The organism is Streptomyces sp. NPDC001515 (genome assembly GCF_053597115.1).
Genome location: NZ_JBSFHN010000016.1, coordinates 126,779 through 144,216, shown reverse-complemented (window position 1 = coordinate 144,216; position 17,438 = coordinate 126,779). Strand labels below are relative to the sequence as shown.

General features: G+C 72.8%; 12 protein-coding genes. 5 read left to right on the top strand and 7 right to left on the bottom strand.

Features of this window, described 5'->3' with window-relative positions; translation table 11 throughout:
• Positions 1-96 precede the first annotated feature (96 nt).
• Positions 97-1,764, bottom strand: a complete 1,668-nt coding sequence (locus tag ACWCXC_RS18820) for a Tat pathway signal sequence domain protein (RefSeq protein WP_450684214.1) — start codon at positions 1,762-1,764, stop codon at positions 97-99.
• 457 nt (positions 1,765-2,221) lie between these two features.
• Here ACWCXC_RS18820 and ACWCXC_RS18815 point away from each other — a divergent pair, with 457 nt between their 5' ends.
• Positions 2,222-5,086 (top strand): glycoside hydrolase family 3 C-terminal domain-containing protein, encoded by a 2,865-nt coding sequence (locus ACWCXC_RS18815; protein WP_450889929.1) that lies wholly within the window; start codon positions 2,222-2,224, stop codon positions 5,084-5,086.
• 52 nt (positions 5,087-5,138) lie between these two features.
• A complete protein-coding gene (gene yicI, locus ACWCXC_RS18810) occupies positions 5,139-7,418 on the top strand; it encodes an alpha-xylosidase (RefSeq protein ID WP_450889927.1) in 2,280 nt (759 codons plus the stop codon).
• A gap of 71 nt (positions 7,419-7,489) precedes the next feature.
• Here yicI and ACWCXC_RS18805 read toward each other — a convergent pair whose 3' ends face one another.
• A complete protein-coding gene (locus ACWCXC_RS18805; RefSeq protein WP_450889925.1) occupies positions 7,490-8,026 on the bottom strand; it encodes a DUF4232 domain-containing protein in 537 nt (178 codons plus the stop codon).
• A gap of 169 nt (positions 8,027-8,195) precedes the next feature.
• Positions 8,196-9,563 carry a cytochrome P450 gene (locus ACWCXC_RS18800; RefSeq protein ID WP_450681324.1) on the bottom strand — a complete coding sequence of 456 codons (1,368 nt, stop codon included), beginning with the start codon at positions 9,561-9,563 and terminating at the stop codon, positions 8,196-8,198.
• 237 nt (positions 9,564-9,800) lie between these two features.
• Here ACWCXC_RS18800 and ACWCXC_RS18795 point away from each other — a divergent pair, with 237 nt between their 5' ends.
• Together ACWCXC_RS18795 and ACWCXC_RS18790 are read left to right on the top strand one after the other, a co-directional pair.
• Positions 9,801-10,370 (top strand): TetR/AcrR family transcriptional regulator, encoded by a 570-nt coding sequence (locus tag ACWCXC_RS18795; protein WP_450681335.1) that lies wholly within the window; start codon positions 9,801-9,803, stop codon positions 10,368-10,370.
• Between the two features lie 48 nt (positions 10,371-10,418).
• Complete coding sequence (locus ACWCXC_RS18790) at positions 10,419-11,252, top strand: GNAT family N-acetyltransferase (RefSeq protein ID WP_450681323.1); 834 nt, start codon at positions 10,419-10,421, stop codon at positions 11,250-11,252.
• Here ACWCXC_RS18790 and ACWCXC_RS18785 read toward each other — a convergent pair.
• The 4 genes from ACWCXC_RS18785 to xylB form a co-directional block, all read right to left on the bottom strand.
• Positions 11,229-12,053, bottom strand: coding sequence for a hypothetical protein (locus ACWCXC_RS18785; RefSeq protein ID WP_450681322.1), 825 nt, complete (start codon positions 12,051-12,053; stop codon positions 11,229-11,231). The two genes, ACWCXC_RS18790 and ACWCXC_RS18785, sit on opposite strands and share 24 nt — an antisense overlap.
• Positions 12,053-13,321: a VWA domain-containing protein gene (locus tag ACWCXC_RS18780; protein WP_450681321.1), complete on the bottom strand. Its 1,269-nt coding sequence runs from the start codon at positions 13,319-13,321 to the stop codon at positions 12,053-12,055. The genes ACWCXC_RS18785 and ACWCXC_RS18780 overlap by 1 nt, the downstream gene beginning before the upstream one ends.
• An 86-nt stretch (positions 13,322-13,407) precedes the next feature.
• The gene (locus ACWCXC_RS18775) at positions 13,408-14,295 is read right to left on the bottom strand and encodes a hypothetical protein (protein ID WP_450889922.1); all 888 of its coding nucleotides are present in this window, start codon (positions 14,293-14,295) and stop codon (positions 13,408-13,410) included.
• A gap of 171 nt (positions 14,296-14,466) precedes the next feature.
• Positions 14,467-15,954, bottom strand: a complete 1,488-nt coding sequence (xylB, locus tag ACWCXC_RS18770) for a xylulokinase (RefSeq protein WP_450889920.1) — start codon at positions 15,952-15,954, stop codon at positions 14,467-14,469.
• Between the two features lie 279 nt (positions 15,955-16,233).
• Here xylB and xylA point away from each other — a divergent pair, with 279 nt between their 5' ends.
• A complete protein-coding gene (gene xylA, locus ACWCXC_RS18765) occupies positions 16,234-17,403 on the top strand; it encodes a xylose isomerase (RefSeq protein ID WP_450889918.1) in 1,170 nt (389 codons plus the stop codon).
• Positions 17,404-17,438 lie beyond the last annotated feature (35 nt).

Genomic DNA, 17,438 nt, shown 5'->3' with positions numbered 1-17,438 from the left:
GCTCCCCATGTCGTTCTCTCGGCCCTGGGCCGCCGGGCGTCGGATGCCCGGCGGCCGTTCTGCTGTGGCGCGTACGCCCGGCGCGTGGTGGACGCGTCAGTTGCCGGAGCCGTTCTTGTCGAGAATGTCCTGGTACCAGGCGCGCAGCTTCTCGCCGCCGCTCTTCTTCCAGGTGTTCACGGCGTCGTCGATGTCGCTGACCTTCTTGCGGCCGCGGCGGATGTCCTTCTGGAGGTCGTCGAACGGCGTGTAGAGGGAGGCGTAGCGCTGGGGCTCGACGACCTGCATGCCGAAGAAGAGGGGCTTCTTGACGTACGGGGCCTGGCGGGCCATCCAGCCGGCGTAGTCCTTGGCCAGCTGCGGCTGGTCCGGGTAGGCGATCGCGGTGGGCGGCGAGGCGACGAAGAGCAGCGTGGAGGGCTGGGCCTCCTCCACACCCTGCGGGGTGTAGGTGGGTGCTCCGTCCTTGATCGTGTAGTGGGTGCCCTTGACGCCGTAGTTGGTGAGCATGAACTCCTCGGTGCCGAACGGCGCCGCCGCGTAGTCGGCGATCGCGAGGAACTCCTCGATCTTCTCCTTGGGGAGCTTCTTGCTGAGGAAGGTGAAGATGCCCGCCGGGTCCGACTGCCACAGGACCGGCTTGCCGCCGTCGTTGTGGAAGAAGTCGAGGGCCTGCATGTCGAACTTCGGGTTGGACGCGGCCTGTTCGGTGACCATGCCCTTCCAGCCGCCGGTGCCGTCGTTGTACATGACGGTGTGGCCGCTGGTGAAGCGGATCTTGGCATCGGCGTCCTTGCCGGCCTCGGCGTCGGGGTGGACGTAGCCGCCGTCGTGGAGCTTGCGGGCGAAGGCGAGCGCCTCGCGGTACTCCTTCGTCTCGATCTTGTGGACCAGCTTGCCGTTCTCCAGCTGCCAGTAGTGCGGGGCGTCGGGCAGCACGCCGAAGATCATCTGGATGCAGACCCAGAGGTCGTCGAAGGCCCAGACCTTCTTCTTCGGGTCGGTGTACTCCTTGCCGAAGGCCAGCAGGTCGTCGGCGCTGGCGGGCATCGCGCCGGAGCCGGTCAGGTCCTTGCGGTAGAAGAGGGCGTTGCCGAGGATCGGGTTGGGCATGGGCAGGCCGCGCAGCTTGCCGCCGAAGACCGAGTACTGCCAGGCGCCGGTGGGGATGTTGGCCAGGTTCGGGTACTTCTTGACCGCGTCACCGGCCAGGTACGGGGTGAGGTCGGCGAACTTGGCGACGATCGCGTTGCGGATCTGGCCCTGCATGTTCCAGCCGGGGATGGTCATGGCGTCCGGGATGTCCGAGCCGGCGAGGACCGCGCCGATCTTCTCCTGGTACGTGGTGCCGTCCTGCGGGTCGAAGTCGAGGGTGGCGCCGACGGCCTTGTTCACGGCCGTGTAGTACGGGTTGTTCTTCTTCGGGACGGTGCCCCACAGCGGGGTCATGACGCGGAACTTCGATCCCTTGCCCGGAACCGACTTCACCGAGACGGCCAGGGGGTCCGGCAGCTTCGTGAAGCCGGGGCTCGATCCGTTGACGCTCGCGATGTCCGGCTCGACCAGGTTCAGCGGGACGTAGCTCGGGACGACCTTCTTGAGCTCCTTGCCCGTCGTCGTCCCGTCCTTCTTCGCGGAGCCGGAACCGCCGCACGCGGCGAGCAGCGGCACCCCGCCGGCCACGGCGACGGCGGCGACCGCGCCCGTGGCGAGGAAGCTTCTCCGGCTCGGAGCCGCGGAGGAGGGGATGGAATTCGGCGTCATTGCGTCAACCCTTCGAAGCGCACCAGGACGACACGTGGCGGGACGGCCGCCGTTCGGTTCCTGTGTCTGAGGTGGGGCGTTGCTGGCTGGACCGGTCCGACCGGGTCCAGGTGAAGCGGTTCAACAGGGAAGCGGCAAATCCTGCTGCCACCCCCGAAAATCATGGGCGCGAGGCGCCCCATCGAGACTCCGTCGAAGCGCTTCGATGTTGCAGCGAGGTTAAGTGAAGGGTTCCGGTCGCACAAGAGTCCGTTTCGAAGTTCCTGACTCCCGTTTCCGAACCGTTTCTTGAGGTGATCCGAGTCGGTGCCACCACCGGGGAGAGAACGGGGCCTTGACACCTGCGGGGTTGGCCGTTGAGCATCGAAGCGCTTCGAAAGATCTTCCGGCGCCTTCTCGGTGTGCGCATGAGCCAACCGACCCGGAACACCACCCACCTCTCCAAGGGGATCCGCACGTGACGGAACAACCGCAGCCCTTCCGCGATCCGCAGCTGCCCTTCGCCAAGCGCATCGACGATCTGCTTCAGCGGCTCACGCTCGACGAGCGGATCGCGATGCTGCACCAGTTCGCACCGGCGGTCGACCGGCTCGGGCTCGCGCCCTTCCGCACCGGCCAGGAGGCCCTGCACGGAGTGGCCTGGATGGGCCCGGCCACGGTGTTCCCGCAGGCCGTCGGCCTCGGCGCCACCTGGAACGACGAACTGGTCCGCCGCGTCGGCGAGGCGGTCGGCAACGAGGTCCGCGCCAAGCGCGCCGCAGACGACCGCGTCGGCCTCAACGTCTGGGCCCCGACCGTCAATCTGCTCCGCCACCCGCTCTGGGGACGCGGCGAGGAAGGCTACTCCGAGGACGCCCGGCTGACCTCCGCCATCGCGGTCGCGTACACCCGGGGACTGCGCGGCGAGCACCCCGTCTACTGGCGCACCGCCCCCGTCCTCAAGCACTGGCTCGCCCACAACAACGAGACCGGACGCGACATCACCTCGTCCTCCGTCCGCCCCCGGGTGCTGCGCGAGTACGACCTCAAGGCGTTCGAGGACGCCGTGCGCGCGGGTGCCGTCGCCGGGGTCATGCCCGCCTACAACCTGGTCAACGGCCGCCCCAACCACGTCTCGCCGCTGCTCTCCGAGCACCTTCGGGCCTGGACCGGCCGCTCCCTGGTGGTCTGCTCCGACGCCGGAGCCCCCTCCAACCTGGTCGACTCCGAGCACTACTTCGACACCCACGAGGAGGCGACGGCCGCCGCCCTGCGGGCCGGCGTCGACAGCTTCACCGACCACGGCCAGGACCCCACGGTCATGACCGGACGGATCAGGGCCGCCCTGGAACGCGGCCTGCTCGACGAGCACGACATCGACACCGCCGTCCGGCGTCTGCTCGAACTGCGCTTCTCGCTCGGTGAGTTCGACCCCGACCGGGACCCGTACGCGGACACCGCCGACTTCGACACCGAGGAGCACCGGGCGCTCGCCTTGGAGGCCGCCGAACAGGCCGTCGTCCTGCTGAAGAACGACGGCATCCTGCCGCTCGACCCCGGTGCCGGGAGGACCGTCGCGGTGGTGGGGCTCCTCGCCGACGCGTGCAAGCTCGACTGGTACAGCGGCACCCTGATTCACCGCTCCACCCCGCTCGACGGCATCCGCGAGCGCTTCGGCGCCGACCGCGTCGTCTTCGCCGAGGGTGCCGACCTGGTCCGGCTGCGGTGCGCGCGGGGCTGGCTGCGGATCCCCGAGGCCGCCTCCGGTGCGGAGGCCACGCGCGGTGCGGAAGGCGCGCTCGACCCGGCCCTGCTCGCCGGACGCACCGACCTGCCCCCGCTCACCTGCGGCGACACCCCGTCCGACCTGGCCCTCATCGACTGGGGCAACGGCGTCCTGACCTTCCGGGAGCCGGCCGGACGCTATCTCTCGGTCGCCGAGGACGGCTTTGTGCGCGCCTCGGCCGACGAGCCGGGCGGCTGGATCGTCCAGGAGACGTTCCGCCTGGAGGCGGTGGAGGGTCACGACGGCGGTCACCGCCTTCTGCACATCGGTACGGGTGGGTACGTCTCTGTCGCCGCCGACGGCGTAAAGGTTGCCGCCCCGGGCGAAGAGGATTCCCGGGCCGCCGCGACGGTCTTCGAGACCGTGACCGTCGAGCGCGGCGAGGACGCCGTCGCCCGCGCGGCCGCCGCCGCCGACACCGTGGTCGTGGTCGTCGGCAACGACCCCCACATCAACGGCCGCGAGACCGAGGACCGCCCGACCCTGGACCTCCCCGCCCAGCAGGAACGCCTCTGGCGCGCCGCCCACGCCGCCAACCCGCGCACGGTCCTGGCGGTCACCTCGCCCTACCCGTACGCCCTCACCGACGCTGCCGCCACCCTCCCCGCGCTGCTGTGGACCGCGCACGGCGGCCAGGCGGCCGGCACGGCGCTCGCCCGGATCCTGTCCGGCGACGTCTCCCCGGCCGGCCGGCTGCCGCAGACCTGGTACACCTCCGACGCCGAACTGCCCGGTCTGCTGGACTACGACATCATCGGCTCCCGGCAGACCTACCTCTATTACGAGGGCACCCCGCTCTACCCCTTCGGCCACGGCCTCTCGTACAGCGCCTTCACCCACAGCGCCCTGACCGCCGAACGCGACGGCGACCTGCTCCGGGTCGCGTGGACGGTCACCAACACGGGCACCGCCGACGCCGACGAGGTCGCCCAGCTCTACGTCCGCGCCGTCGCCCCGTCCGTGGTCCGGCCCGTGCGCCAGCTCGCCGGACACCGCAGACTCCACCTGGCCGCCGGCGCCTCCGAACGGATCGACCTCACCCTGGCCCTGTCCGACATCGGGCACTGGGACGTCGCCCACGGCCGCTGGACCGTCGAGCCCGGCGCGTACGAGATCCAGGCCGGCGCGTCCAGCGCGGACATCCGGCTCGTCGCCGTCGTCCACATCGACGGCGAACCCATCGCCCCGCGCCCCGTCCTGGACCGGGGACTGGAGGCGGCCGACTACGACGAACAGCTCGGCACCGAGATCGTCGACCGCGCGAGGAAGGACGGCGACGCCGTCACCGCCACCGCCGAGACCAACGAACTCCTCTACCGCCGCTGCGACTTCGGCTCCGGTGCCGCAACGGCCGAGGTGCTCGCGTCCGGCGAGGGCGCCGTCGTGCTCACCGCCGGAACCACCACCGTCACCGTGCCCGTCACGCCCACCGACGGCCCCTACGACTACCGCGCCGCGACCGCGCGCCTGGACGTCTCCGGCACCACCGATCTGCGCGTCGCGCTGCGGGGCCCGGTGCGCCTGGCCCGGATCGCCTTCAGCGGGGCCGGCGCGTGAGCCGCGCCGCCCGCACCCCCGTCCGTCCCCTGCCCCGGCAAGGAGTCCGCACATGAAGTTCACCGATGGCTTCTGGCTCATGCGTGAGGGCGTACGCGCCTCCTACGCGACCGAGATCCGCGAGCTGCGCGCCGACGACGACCGGTTCACCGCCTACGCCGCCGTGAAGCGCGTCGCCGCCCGAGGCGACACCCTGAACACCCCGCTCCTCACGGTCGACTGCTTCTCCCCGGCCGAGGGCGTCATCGGCGTCCGCGTCACCCACCACGCCGGGCGCGTCCACCACGGACCGGACTTCGACCTGCCCGGACGCGACCCGTCCGCCGCCGGCGCCCGCGTCCGGCGGGACGGCGCGGTCACCGAACTGACCAGCGGCCCGCTCACCCTGCGCATGGACGGCGACGGCCCCTGGGGCCTCACCTTCCTCGACGCCGACGGACGCCGGCTGACCGGCGTCGACAGCAAGGGCACCGCCTTCGCCGCCCTGCCCGACGGCAGCCACCACATGATCGCCCAACTCGCTCTGGACGTCGGTGAGAACGTCTACGGACTCGGCGAGCGGTTCACTCCGTACGTCAAGAACGGCCAGACGGTGGACATCTGGCAGGCCGACGGCGGAACCAGCAGCGAACTGGCCTACAAGAACATCCCGTTCTATCTCTCCTCGCGCGGCTACGGCGTCTTCGTCAACCACCCCGGCAAGGTCTCCTTCGAGATCGGCTCGGAATCCGTGGGCCAGGTGCAGTTCAGCGTCGAGGACCAGTCGCTGGAGTACTACCTCGTCGCCGGCCCCACGCCGAAGGAGGTGCTGGCCCGCTACACCGCCCTCACCGGCCGCCCGGCCCTCCCGCCGGCCTGGTCCTTCGGACTGTGGCTCACCACCTCCTTCTGCACCTCCTACGACGAGGAGACCGTCACCTCCTTCGTCGACGGCATGGCCGAACGCGAGATCCCGCTCTCCGTCTTCCACTTCGACTGCTTCTGGATGCGCGAGTACCAGTGGTCGGACTTCCTCTGGGACCCGGACGTCTTCCCGGACCCGGAGGGCATGCTGGCCCGGCTCAAGGAGCGCGGGCTGCGCATCAGCATGTGGATCAACCCGTACATCGCCCAGAAGTCCGCCCTGTTCGCGGAGGGCGCCGAGCACGGCTATCTGGTGCGCCGCCCCAACGGCGACGTCTGGCAGTGGGACCTCTGGCAGCCCGGCATGGCGCTGGTCGACTTCACCAACCCGGCGGCGCGCGCCTGGTACACCGGCAAGCTCCGGGCCCTGCTCGACCAGGGCGTGGACTGCTTCAAGACGGACTTCGGCGAGCGCGTCCCCACGGACGTGGTCTGGCACGACGGCTCCGATCCCGAGCGCATGCACAACTACTACGCGCAGATCTACAACCGCACCGTCTTCGACCTCCTGGAGAAGGAGCGCGGCCACGGCGAGGCCGTCGTCTTCGCCCGCTCGGCGACCGCCGGCGGCCAGCAGTTCCCCGTCCACTGGGGCGGCGACTGCTTCGCCTCCTTCACCGCCATGGCCGAATCCCTGCGCGGCGGGCTCTCGCTGTCGCTCTCCGGCTTCGGCTTCTGGAGCCACGACATCGGCGGCTTCGAGGGCACCCCCGACCCGGCCGTCTTCAAGCGCTGGCTGGCCTTCGGCCTGATGTCCTCGCACAGCCGGCTGCACGGCAACGTCTCCTACCGGGTGCCGTGGGCGTTCGGAGAGGAAGCCGTGGACGTCGCCCGCGCGTTCACCCTCCTCAAGCACCGCCTGATGCCCTACCTCTACCGGGCCGCCGTCACCGCCCACCGCACCGGCGTCCCGGTGATGCGCCCGATGCTGCTGGAGTTCCCCGGCGATCCGACCACCCGGATGCTGGACCGGCAGTACATGCTGGGCCCCGATCTGCTGGTCGCCCCCGTCTTCACGGAGGACGGGCAGGTCGAGTACTACGTCCCCGAGGGCACCTGGACCGTGCTGCTGACCGGCGAGACCGTCACCGGACCGGTCTGGCGCCACGAGACCCACGGCTTCGACAGCCTGCCGCTCCTGGTCCGCCCGGGCGCGGTGCTGCCCTGGGGCGCCGACGACCAGCGCCCCGACGCGGACTGGCTGGACGGCCTCACCCTGCGGGTCTTCGGCGGGGCCCCCGACGGCGAGGCCGTGACCGTCAGCGTGCCGGACTTGACCGGTGCGGAGGCCGCCACCTTCCGGGTGGAGCGGGACGGGGAGACCCTGACCGTCACCGCCGAGGGCACCGACCGCCCGTACCGGGTGGTCGCCGAGACGACCGGCGCCGAGGCGCGGGGGACGGGCACGGTGACGCTGAACGGCGTCTGACCCGGTGGAAACGGTGCGGGGCGGGGAGCCCGTACGGCTCCCCGCCCCGTGGTGCGCGCAGGGCCCCCGGCTCAGCGCGTGGCCGCCGCCAGGGCTCGATCGGCCGCGCCCGGCGTGGGGTGCCAGAGCGTGGTCACGGGCGACCAGACCCGGATGCCCGCGTCCATGCCGACCGACGCGGCGGAGAAGGTGACCCCGTGGTGCGCCGGATCCGCCGCCACGGAGATGCTGCGCACGACGTGCCCCTGGTCGGAGCCCCGCTCCGCCGTCCGCACGGCGGCGTACCCGCGCTCGCCGGGCGACAGGGTGTACGGACCGCTCGTCGCGGGCGGCACCGGTTCGGCCGAACCGTCCAGGCCCTTGAACGTGACGGTCGGGATCCGGTCCACCACGCAAGCGCGGCCGCCCCGGTTGACGACGGCGATCCGTGCCGTGCCGGACTCCGCGCCCGGCGACGCGGTGATCCGCAGGACCTTCTCGGCGCAGGGCGCGGGCGCGGCGGACCGTCCGGCGGTGGCGGCACCCGCCGGGGCGACGGCGCCGGCGGCCGCCAGGGCCAGGGCGGCCCCGGCGGTCAGTGCGGCGGTGAGGGCGGAACTCGGACGCATGGTGCTGCTCCCCTGGGATCGACAGCCGGTGAGCGCGGCCCGGCCGGTGAAGGAAGGCCGACAGGAACAGTCTGAGGGTATGCCCGATTAGTAGCGACAGGTCGGATATGTTCGTTACGCATCCGTGGTGATCCCGGCCCCGGCCCCGCCGGAGAAGGCGCCGGTGGGGCTACCGCGCCCGGACCGTGGCCAGCACCTCGCGGTCCGGCTGGAGGGTCAGCGTCGGGACCGGGTTCACCGGGCCCGGGTCGACGTCCAGGTCGAAGCGGCGGGCCAGCACCGCGAGGATCAGCACCGCCTCCACCATCGCGAACCGGGTGCCCAGGCAGACCCGGGGCCCGCCGCCGAACGGGAACCAGGCGTACTCCGCGATCTCGTCGCCCGCCTCCGCGTCCCACCGCTGCGGCCGGAACGCCTCCGGCTCCGGGAACCACCGCGCGTCCCGCTGCGTGGCCCACTGGCTGCTCCACACCCTGGTCCCCTCCGCCACCGGCAGCCCCCCGATCCGGGCGCCCTCCTTGGCGACCCCGGTGACCAGCCAGATCGTCGGGTAGAGCCGCAGCGTCTCCTTGACCACCGCCTGGGCGTAGGTCAGCCGCGCGTAGTCGTCGAAGCCGGGGTCGCGGTCGCCGAGGACGCGGTCCAGCTCCTCGGTGAGCGCGGCGCGCGCCTGCGGGGTGCGGGAGAGCAGGTACCACGCCCACACCAGCGTCGAGCTGGTCGTCTCGTGGCCGCCGATGTACAGCGTGACGGTCTCGTCGCGTATCTCCCGGTCGCTGAGGCGCGCGCCCGTCTCGTCCACGGCGGTGAGCAGCCGGCTCAGCAGGTCCGGACGCTCGTCGGTGCCGTCGCGGTGGCGGGCGACGACCCGGCCCACCTCGGCGTCGATGACGGCGGCGGCCTTCCTGATCCTGGCCCGCCCCGGCGTCGGCACCCAGTCCGGCAGCAGGGCGCCGATCCCCGCGAACTCCTTGCCGATCTCGGACTGGGCCACGTCCATGGCCCGTCCCATGGCCTCGGCGTCGGCCGGGGTGTCCACACCGAAGATCGTCCGGACGGCGATCTTCTGGGTGAGCGCCGCCATCTCCCGCTTGACGTCCACGCGTTGGCCGTCGGCCCAGGTGTCCGCCAGCTCCACCGCGCTGTCCGCCATGGTCGCCGCGTACGACCTGACCTGCTTGGGGCGCACCGAGGGCTGGACGAGCGAACGCTTGCGCCGCCAGTCGGTACCGCGCGCCACCACGACGCCGTTGCCCATCACCGTACGGAAGGCGATGCCGAGCGCCGGCTGGTCGAAGGTGCGTTCCGTCTCGGTCAGCAGCTCGCCGATGCACTCCGGATCGGCGACGAACAGGCACTCGTTCGGGCCGAAGCGCCACCGGACCAGGTCCCCGTGGGAGCGCAGCCGCTCGAAGAAGGCGAGGGGGTTCTTGCCGAACTGCGGCATGTTCCCGAGGAAGGGCACCCCCCGGGGGCCGGGGACGATGCGGTGGCCGCGCGGGGCGGCGTCGACGGCCGGCCCGGTCTCCGTGGACATGGAAGGTCTCCGCTCTGACGGTCCGGCCGGTGCGAGGGTGCGTCACCGACCTTGTGGCGTACGTGAGTTGCCGAGCCTAGCCCGGACATGACACCCCTGCCGCCCCGCTCCGGACGCATCCGGCCACCGGAACCCCTGGCCGGGCCGTGCCGCCTGAAGGGCGCACCCGTTTGCCTAGACCCTTTAGGTACGCGCATGATGAGGGAGGAGCCACACGACGGCGGCGAGGAGGAGGCGATGGTGCGCGCGGGACTGACTCCGGACCGCCTGGCACGCGCCGGTGCGGAGCTGGCCGACGAGGCCGGTTTCGACGCCGTGACCGTCTCCGCCCTGGCCCGCCGCTTCGACGTCAAGGTCGCGAGCCTCTACTCGCACGTCAAGAGCTCCCACGACCTCAGGACGCGCATCGCCCTGCTCGCGCTGGAGGAAATGGCCGACCGGGGCGCCGCCGCCCTCGCCGGACGCGCGGGCAAGGACGCCCTCGCCGCCTTCGCGGACGTCTACCGCGATTACGCCCGCGAGCACCCCGGCCGCTACGCCGCCGCCCAGTTCCCGCTCGACCCGGAGGCGGCCGCCGCGAGCGCCGGGGCCCGGCACGCCCGGATGACCCGCGCCATCCTGCGCGGCTACGACCTGGCCGAACCCGACGAGACCCACGCGGTCCGGCTCCTCGGCAGCGTCTTCCACGGCTTCGTCACCCTCGAACTGCGCGGCGGCTTCAGCCACAGCGCCCCCGACTCCCAGGAGTCCTGGGAGCGGTCCGTGGACGCGCTGGACGCCCTGCTGAGGAACTGGCCGTCGGTCTGAGGGAAACCCGCTTTCGCGGCGGTCCGGAGGCGGGGGAGGATCCGGGGCATGGACCACGATCCGCTGATGACGCGGGCCCGCCGGCTGTGGGAGTGCCTGGCGGGGGTGCCCGGTGCCTTCTCCCTCTCCGGCGGCCCGGTCGTGGTCACCGCTCCCGGCTCGGCGCTCGCCCCGCCCTCCTGGGTCGGCACGGTCCGCCTGGGGGACGCCGCCCTGATCACGGCCCCCACGGACGCCGCCGCCCGCGCCGTACGCCGCGCGCTCGACGGCCTCCCGCCCGGCGCGCTCACCGACCCGGTCCGGATCGCCGCCCGGCTGCCGGTCGCCGAGGTGCTGGGACCGGCCGCCCTGGCGTATCTGGAGCCCGGGGACTTCCGGCAGCACCCTGGCCCGGACGGAGCCGTCACCACCCTGCCCGCCGGCCACGCCGAACTGCTGGGGCTGCTCGGCGCGGTGAGCGAGGCGGACGCCGAGGAGTGCGGACTCGACGCCCTCACCTCGCCGGCCTTCGTCGTACGCGACGCCGGGGGAGCGATTCCGGCGGCGGCGGGCTACGAGGAGTGGCCGGCGCGGACCGCCCATCTCTGCGTGCTGACCACACCGCGCGCCCGGGGCCGGGGTCTGGCCCGCCAGGTGGCCTCCGCCGCGACGGCGCACGCCCTCGCGGCCGGACTGCTGCCCCAGTGGCGGGCGCGCCCGGAGGCGTCGCGACGGGTGGCCCGAGCCCTCGGATTCCGGGAGCTGGGACGTCAGTTGAGCGTGCTGCTCACCGAGGCTCGGCCCGTCGCTGATACCGGCGACGGAAAGGGGCGGGAGCCGTCGGCCGACAGCTCCCGCCCCTTTCCGCCCGCTCCGCCGTCAGACGCCCGGCGGAACGTGTGACGGGCGGCCCCGGCCGCGCGTCACGGAGTAGCCGAAGACGGCCGCGAGGGAGGCCAGGACGCCGCCGCCGGCCGTCCACAGCCAGCGGCTCGTCCACCAGCCGCCGGCCCAGCCGTCCTCGGGCTCGGCTCGGACGGCGACCGGGGCGGGGGAGGCGACGGAGGCCGCCGTGCCGGTCGTGGAGATACCGGGGACGAGCGGCTGGGAGAGGTGGCCGTCCACGTCGGTGGCGCCGCTCCTGTCGGCGGAGGTGACCTCGAACTCCGTACGCACGGGGAGGCCGAGGTCGGCCGACGGCAGATCGACGACCGTCAGCCGCACGTAGTAGCTGCCGGGCAGCGGGTCGTTCGCCCACGGCTCGGACCAGGCCCGCACCACCCGCAGCACACAGGTCAGTTCGACCGAGGCGGCGTCGGCGGCGGCCTTGCCGGTCTGCTTGCCGTACATGCACGCCTGGCGGCGGCGCAGTCCGTCGTACACGTCGATCTGCCAGGTCGAGGCACCGTGCCGGGTGGCGGCCTCGGGAAGCGTGACCTTCGCCCGGACCGTGGGCCGCTGACCCGCGTCGGCGGGGAAGACCCAGTACAGGTAGTCGCCCGTGGAGGCGCCGGCGGTGGCGGTCTGGTCCTGCTCGACCGCCGTGGCCGTACGGAAGGTGGTTCCGGCCTCGGTGGGGCCGGAACCATCGCCGGAGGCGCTGGGGCTCGGTGACGGATCGTCCGCGACCGCGGCCCCCGCTCCGGTGAGCAGAGCCAGGCCGGTCAGCAGCGCGCCCGCGAGCACGCGTCTCGTACGGAACATCAGTTGGTCCTCCAGACGGCGACGCGCCAGCGCGAGATCCAGCCCGTCAGCAGACCGGCGATCAGACCGGTGAGGGTGAGCAGGCCCAGCAGCCACCAGCCGTGGCCGAGCCCGAACGCGGCGGCGTCCGAACCCTGGTCGGGGGCGTCCACCAGGTCGATGGTCAGCTCGACCGGCAGACCGGGGGTGGTCTTCACCGAGGCGGCGGCGGAGAAGGCGTGGGAGACCTGGAGGCAGACGGTCTCGGCGGCCGGCTTGTCGTTGTCGTCCACCTCGGGCTTCGGGTAGCGCAGCCCGGACGAGATGGCGTCGGTGCGGCCGGTGCCGGACTCGGAGCCCCGGACGATCTCGCGTCCGTGCACGGTCACCGCCCGCAGCAGCATGCCGTAGTCGTTGTTGACCGCGCGGTCGGCGAACACGCTGGCCGAGGCACGCAGTTCCTGACCCGGAAGCACGTCCACCCGGTACCAGCGGTGCTCGGAGAACGTCGCGCGGTCGGTGTAGAGGCCCGGCTTCAGCTCCGGGGCGTCGGTGCAGCTGCCCGCGCCCTCGGTCGCGACCGGGGTGACCACGGGCTCCGCCGCGCGGTCCACCAACTGCTTCACGCGGCTGGAGAGTTCATCGGTGTGCTGGACGGCGGTGTAGGTGCCGCCGGTCGCCTCCGCGATGCAGGTGAGCTGCTGGCGGATCTTGGCGTTGGGCACCAGGCCGAGGGTGTCGATCACCAGATGGATGCCGCGCGCCGCGATGTCGCGGGCGACCTCGCACGGGTCGAGCGGGCCGCAGGTGTCCTCGCCGTCACTGATCAGCACGATCCGGCGGGTGGACTCTCCGCCCTTGAGGTCGTCGGCCGCGCCGAGCAGCGCCGGTCCGATCGGGGTCCATCCGGTGGGCGCCAGCGTGGCGACCGCCGTCTTGGCCTCGGTGCGGTCCAGCGGGCCGACCGGGTAGAGCTGCTTGGTGTCCTTGCAGCCGACCTTGCGGTCCTCGCCCGGGTAGTCGGCGCCGAGCGTGCGGATGCCCAGCTCCACCCCCTCGGGCACCGCGTCCAGCACCTCGTTGAACGCCTGCTTCGCGGCGGTCATCCGGGACTGGCCGTCGATGTCGCGGGTCCGCATCGAACCGCTGACGTCGAGCACCAGCTCGACCTTGGGAGCGGGCGGCGGCAGGGTGTCGTTGGCCGACGCGGGGAGAGCCGTGCCGAGCCCGGCGGTCAGGGTGGCGAGCAGGATGCCCACCCCGACCGTCAGCCTTCTTCTTATGATCATCGCCCGGATAGTAGTGAACATTTGTTCGCTGACCAAAACGGCTGGTGGACCGCCGGGCGCGGCGCACGAAGGATCATGACGCCAGGTCAGTCCCGCTTGCGCAGGACGTAGAGGTCCCAGGAGTCCGGGTCGCCCCGGTACGCGTAGAGCTCGGGGCGCTCCTCGGTGCCCAGGACGTACCACCAGGCGGCCACGTCGTCGCAGCCGGAGAGGGTGAGCGTCGTCTGCTGGGCGCTCGGGCCGTCACCCGGGTCGAACTCCCAGGTGCCGGTCCCGTCGCAGTCGCCCGCCGGAGCTCCGAAACCGTCGTGCTCGTCGAGGCCGGACGCCGTGGCACGGCCGCCGTCCGCGAGCGTGAGCGTTCCGCCGTGCCCGTCGGACCAGGTGCCGGCCAGCGTGGCCGGGGACATCGCCGGCGGCTCGTAGACGGTGGCCAGGCCCGCTCCGTACGCCGTGGCCCAGGCGGCCACCGTCAGGGCGACGGCGGCGGCCCCGCCGCAGGCGGTCCGGAGGAACAGGCGTACCCCCCGCCCCCGCCAGGAGTCCCGCAGGGCGAGCCGGGCCGTCAGGGCCGCCGCCGAGAGCGCGACGGCCACGGCCGCCCAGCAGACGAGGGACGCACCGGGGCCCGCACCGAGGAAGGCGCCCGCACCCGCCACAAGTCCCGCCTCCACGGCGGCCGTTGCCGGAACCCACCACCAGACGTCGGCCCGCCCGGTCGCGGACCGCCCCAGCCACCTCGCCAGGGGAACGGTCGACAGGACCGCGGTGGCCGAGAGCACGAGGCACACGACGCCGGCGAACAGGGCCAGGAAGGGGAGCAGGATGAGCCCCAGCCCGAGATTGCCGGTCACGTTCGGCGCCTCGTCCGACAGTTCGTCGAGGCGCCACGACGCCCCGGCGACCGCCGTGGCGGACAGCAGCACGGCGGCCGACGTCCACAGGGCCGTACTTCTCTGATCCGTGGTCGCCATGGCCGACCTCCCCTCCGGCTGTCATGGCACAGCCATCCGCAGGGGAATGTCTCACGGGCGGCCCAGCCGGTGCGGTGCGGGGCGCCCGAACGGCGGGTCTACGCACCGGCCGGTGCGAGATGCCCGAACGGTGGTTCTACGCCCGGCCGGTGCGGGGCGCCGGAACGGGGGTTACCGCGCCGCCCCTCCCAGCAGCGGACCCGCCGCCCGTTCCAGGACCGAGCCGACCCGCTCCCAGGTGGCGAGGTCCCGCTCCACGGCGGGCAGACGCGTCTCCTCGCCGGTGTCCCAGCCGGAGGCGAGCGCGACCGGGTCCTCGCCGGTCGCCGCCGACGCGGCGAGTGCGGCGGCGCCGAGCGCGACGAGTTCACCGGCGGCGGGCACGATCACCGGGCGGCCGGAGAGCCGCCGTACGGTCTCCACCCAGACGTGCCCCTGCGCGCCGCCGCCGATCAGGCGCAGCGGACGGGCGGCGACCTCGGGGTCCTCCGGGTCCAGTCCGCAGGCCCGCAGCAACGCGTCGAGCGCGCGGAGCACGGTGACGACGGCACCCTCGTAGGCCGCGCCGAGGAGCTGCCGGGCGGTGGTGTCGTGCCGGAGACCGGTCAGGAGCCCGGCGGCGGCGGGCAGATCGGGGGTGCGCTCGCCGTCCAGGTAGGGGAGCAGGACGGCTTCGCCGCCGGGCTCGGCGTCCGCGCGGTCCAGGCCCAGCAGCGCGGCCACCTTGTCCACGGCGAGCGTGCAGTTGAGGGTGCAGGCCAGCGGCAGATAGCTGCCGTCCGCCGCCGCGAAACCGGCCAGCGCGGGGGAGGCGGGCCGGGTCCGGGAGGCGCTGAACACGGTGCCCGAGGTGCCGAGGCTGAGCACCGGGTGGTCCAGGAGCCCGGCGCCGCCCAGCCCGAGGCCGACGGCCGCCCCCATGTTGTCCCCGGTGCCCGCGGCGACCGCGATGCCCGCCGGCAGCCCCAGCGCGGCGGCGGCCTCCTCGGTGAGCCCGCCGGCGCGCGCCGCGCCGCTCGGGGCGACCTCGGGCAGCAGTGCGGCGTCGAGGCCGAGCAGGGCGAGCAGATCGGGGTCGTAGGCGCCGGTGGCCGTGGAGTACCAGCAGGTGCCCGAGGCGTCGCCGGGGTCGGTGACCGCACGGCCGCAGAGCCGTTCGGTGAGGAAGTCGTGGGGGAGGCGGACGGCGGCGGTGGCGGCCGCGGTCTCCGGTTCGTTCTCGCGCAGCCACTGCCACTTGGACGCCGTCATCGAGGCGACCGGCACCGAACCCGTCCGGGCCGTCCATGCTTCGGCGCCGCCCAGCGCCTCGGTCAGCGCGGCGGCCTGCGGGGCGGAGCGGGTGTCGTTCCACAGGAGCGCCGGGCGCAGCGGGGCCCCGTCGGCGCCGAGGACGACCAGCCCGTGCTGCTGGCCCGCGACGGCGATCCCGACGACATCGCCCGCCGCGACACCGGATTCCTTCAGTCCGGCGGCGACCGCCTCGCACAGGGCCCGCCACCACACCTCGGGATCGGTCTCCCGTGCCCCGCCCTCGCCGGTCACGACGTGCGCGGCCCGGCCGACGGCGAGCAGCCGTCCGGTGACGCGGTCGACGAACGCGGCCTTCGTGGACTGCGTGGAGCTGTCCACACCGATGACGACCTCGTGCGACGGCATGGCTGACCTCATTCTCGGTTCGGGGTCCCGGGCCGCGTACACCGCGCCACGGGCATTTGATCGTACGGAAAACAAATTACGTGATCGCATCCGATCGGACCAGGGGGTGCTCCGAATTTCCGGGGCAAGTGGATGGGTTTCGTCACGCGGCCCGGGAATCTCGTTGCAGGGGGGTTACGTCGGCCCGGGGGTCCGTGCATGATTAGTCATGACAGTGAACAAATAGAGGTTCGCCCGCTCGGCCGGCCGCGAACCCCTGGCACCGAAGGCGGCTGGACCATGACGGAACGCTTCACGCCCACCCCCCAGGACAAGTTCTCCTTCGGTCTGTGGACCGTGGGCTGGCAGGGCCGCGACCCGTTCGGCGACGCGACCCGGCCCGCCCTCGACCCCGTCGAGTCCGTCCAGCGGCTCGCGGAACTCGGGGCGTACGGCGTCACGTTCCACGACGACGACCTCATCCCCTTCGGCTCCACCGACACCGAGCGCGAGGGCATCGTCAAGCGGTTCCGCCAGGCGCTGGACGCCGCCGGGCTCGTCGTCCCGATGGCGACGACCAACCTCTTCACCCACCCCGTGTTCAAGGACGGCGCCTTCACCGCCAACGACCGGGACGTCCGCCGCTACGCGCTGCGCAAGACGCTGCGCAACATCGACCTCGCCGTCGAACTCGGCGCCACCACCTATGTCGCCTGGGGCGGGCGGGAGGGCGCCGAGTCCGGCGCGGCCAAGGACGTCCGGACCGCGCTCGACCGGATGAAGGAGGCATTCGACCTGCTGGGCGACTACGTCACCGAGCAGGGCTACGACCTGCGCTTCGCCATCGAGCCCAAGCCCAACGAGCCGCGCGGCGACATCCTCCTGCCCACCATCGGCCACGCCCTCGCCTTCATCGAGCGCCTGGAGCGCCCCGAGATCGTCGGCGTGAACCCGGAGACCGGCCACGAGCAGATGGCGGGCCTCAACTTCCCGCACGGCATCGCGCAGGCCATCTGGGCCGGCAAGCTCTTCCACATCGACCTCAACGGCCAGTCCGGCATCAAGTACGACCAGGACCTCCGCTTCGGCGCCGGCGATCTGCGCCAGGCGTTCTGGCTGGTCGACCTCCTGGAGTCGGCCGGCTACGAGGGCCCGCGCCACTTCGACTTCAAGCCCCCGCGCACCGAGGGCTACGACGGCGTCTGGGCCTCCGCCGCCGGCTGCATGCGCAACTACCTGATCCTCAAGGAGCGCGCCGCCGCCTTCCGCGCCGACCCGGCCGTGCAGGAGGCGCTGCGCGCCTCGCGCCTGGACGAGCTGGCGCAGCCCACCGCCGCCGACGGCGTCGCCGGACTGCTCGCCGACCGCTCGGCCTACGAGCAGTTCGACGTGACGGCCGCCGCCGAGCGCGGCATGGCCTTCGAGGCCCTGGACCAGCTGGCGATGGACCACCTGCTCGGCGTCCGCTGACACCGGGGACCTGGGGAAGGGGGTCGCGGCACGCG

Coding starts and splice junctions, on each gene's coding strand:
- ACWCXC_RS18820 (WP_450684214.1), bottom strand. CDS start 1,764: ATGACGCCGAATTCCATCCCCTCCTCCGCGGCTCCGAGCCGGAGAAGC.
- xylA (WP_450889918.1), top strand. CDS start 16,234: ATGACGGAACGCTTCACGCCCACCCCCCAGGACAAGTTCTCCTTCGGT.
- ACWCXC_RS18795 (WP_450681335.1), top strand. CDS start 9,801: ATGGTGCGCGCGGGACTGACTCCGGACCGCCTGGCACGCGCCGGTGCG.
- xylB (WP_450889920.1), bottom strand. CDS start 15,954: ATGCCGTCGCACGAGGTCGTCATCGGTGTGGACAGCTCCACGCAGTCC.
- ACWCXC_RS18780 (WP_450681321.1), bottom strand. CDS start 13,321: ATGATCATAAGAAGAAGGCTGACGGTCGGGGTGGGCATCCTGCTCGCC.
- ACWCXC_RS18790 (WP_450681323.1), top strand. CDS start 10,419: ATGGACCACGATCCGCTGATGACGCGGGCCCGCCGGCTGTGGGAGTGC.
- ACWCXC_RS18805 (WP_450889925.1), bottom strand. CDS start 8,026: ATGCGTCCGAGTTCCGCCCTCACCGCCGCACTGACCGCCGGGGCCGCC.
- ACWCXC_RS18785 (WP_450681322.1), bottom strand. CDS start 12,053: ATGTTCCGTACGAGACGCGTGCTCGCGGGCGCGCTGCTGACCGGCCTG.
- ACWCXC_RS18775 (WP_450889922.1), bottom strand. CDS start 14,295: ATGGCGACCACGGATCAGAGAAGTACGGCCCTGTGGACGTCGGCCGCC.
- yicI (WP_450889927.1), top strand. CDS start 5,139: ATGAAGTTCACCGATGGCTTCTGGCTCATGCGTGAGGGCGTACGCGCC.
- ACWCXC_RS18800 (WP_450681324.1), bottom strand. CDS start 9,563: ATGTCCACGGAGACCGGGCCGGCCGTCGACGCCGCCCCGCGCGGCCAC.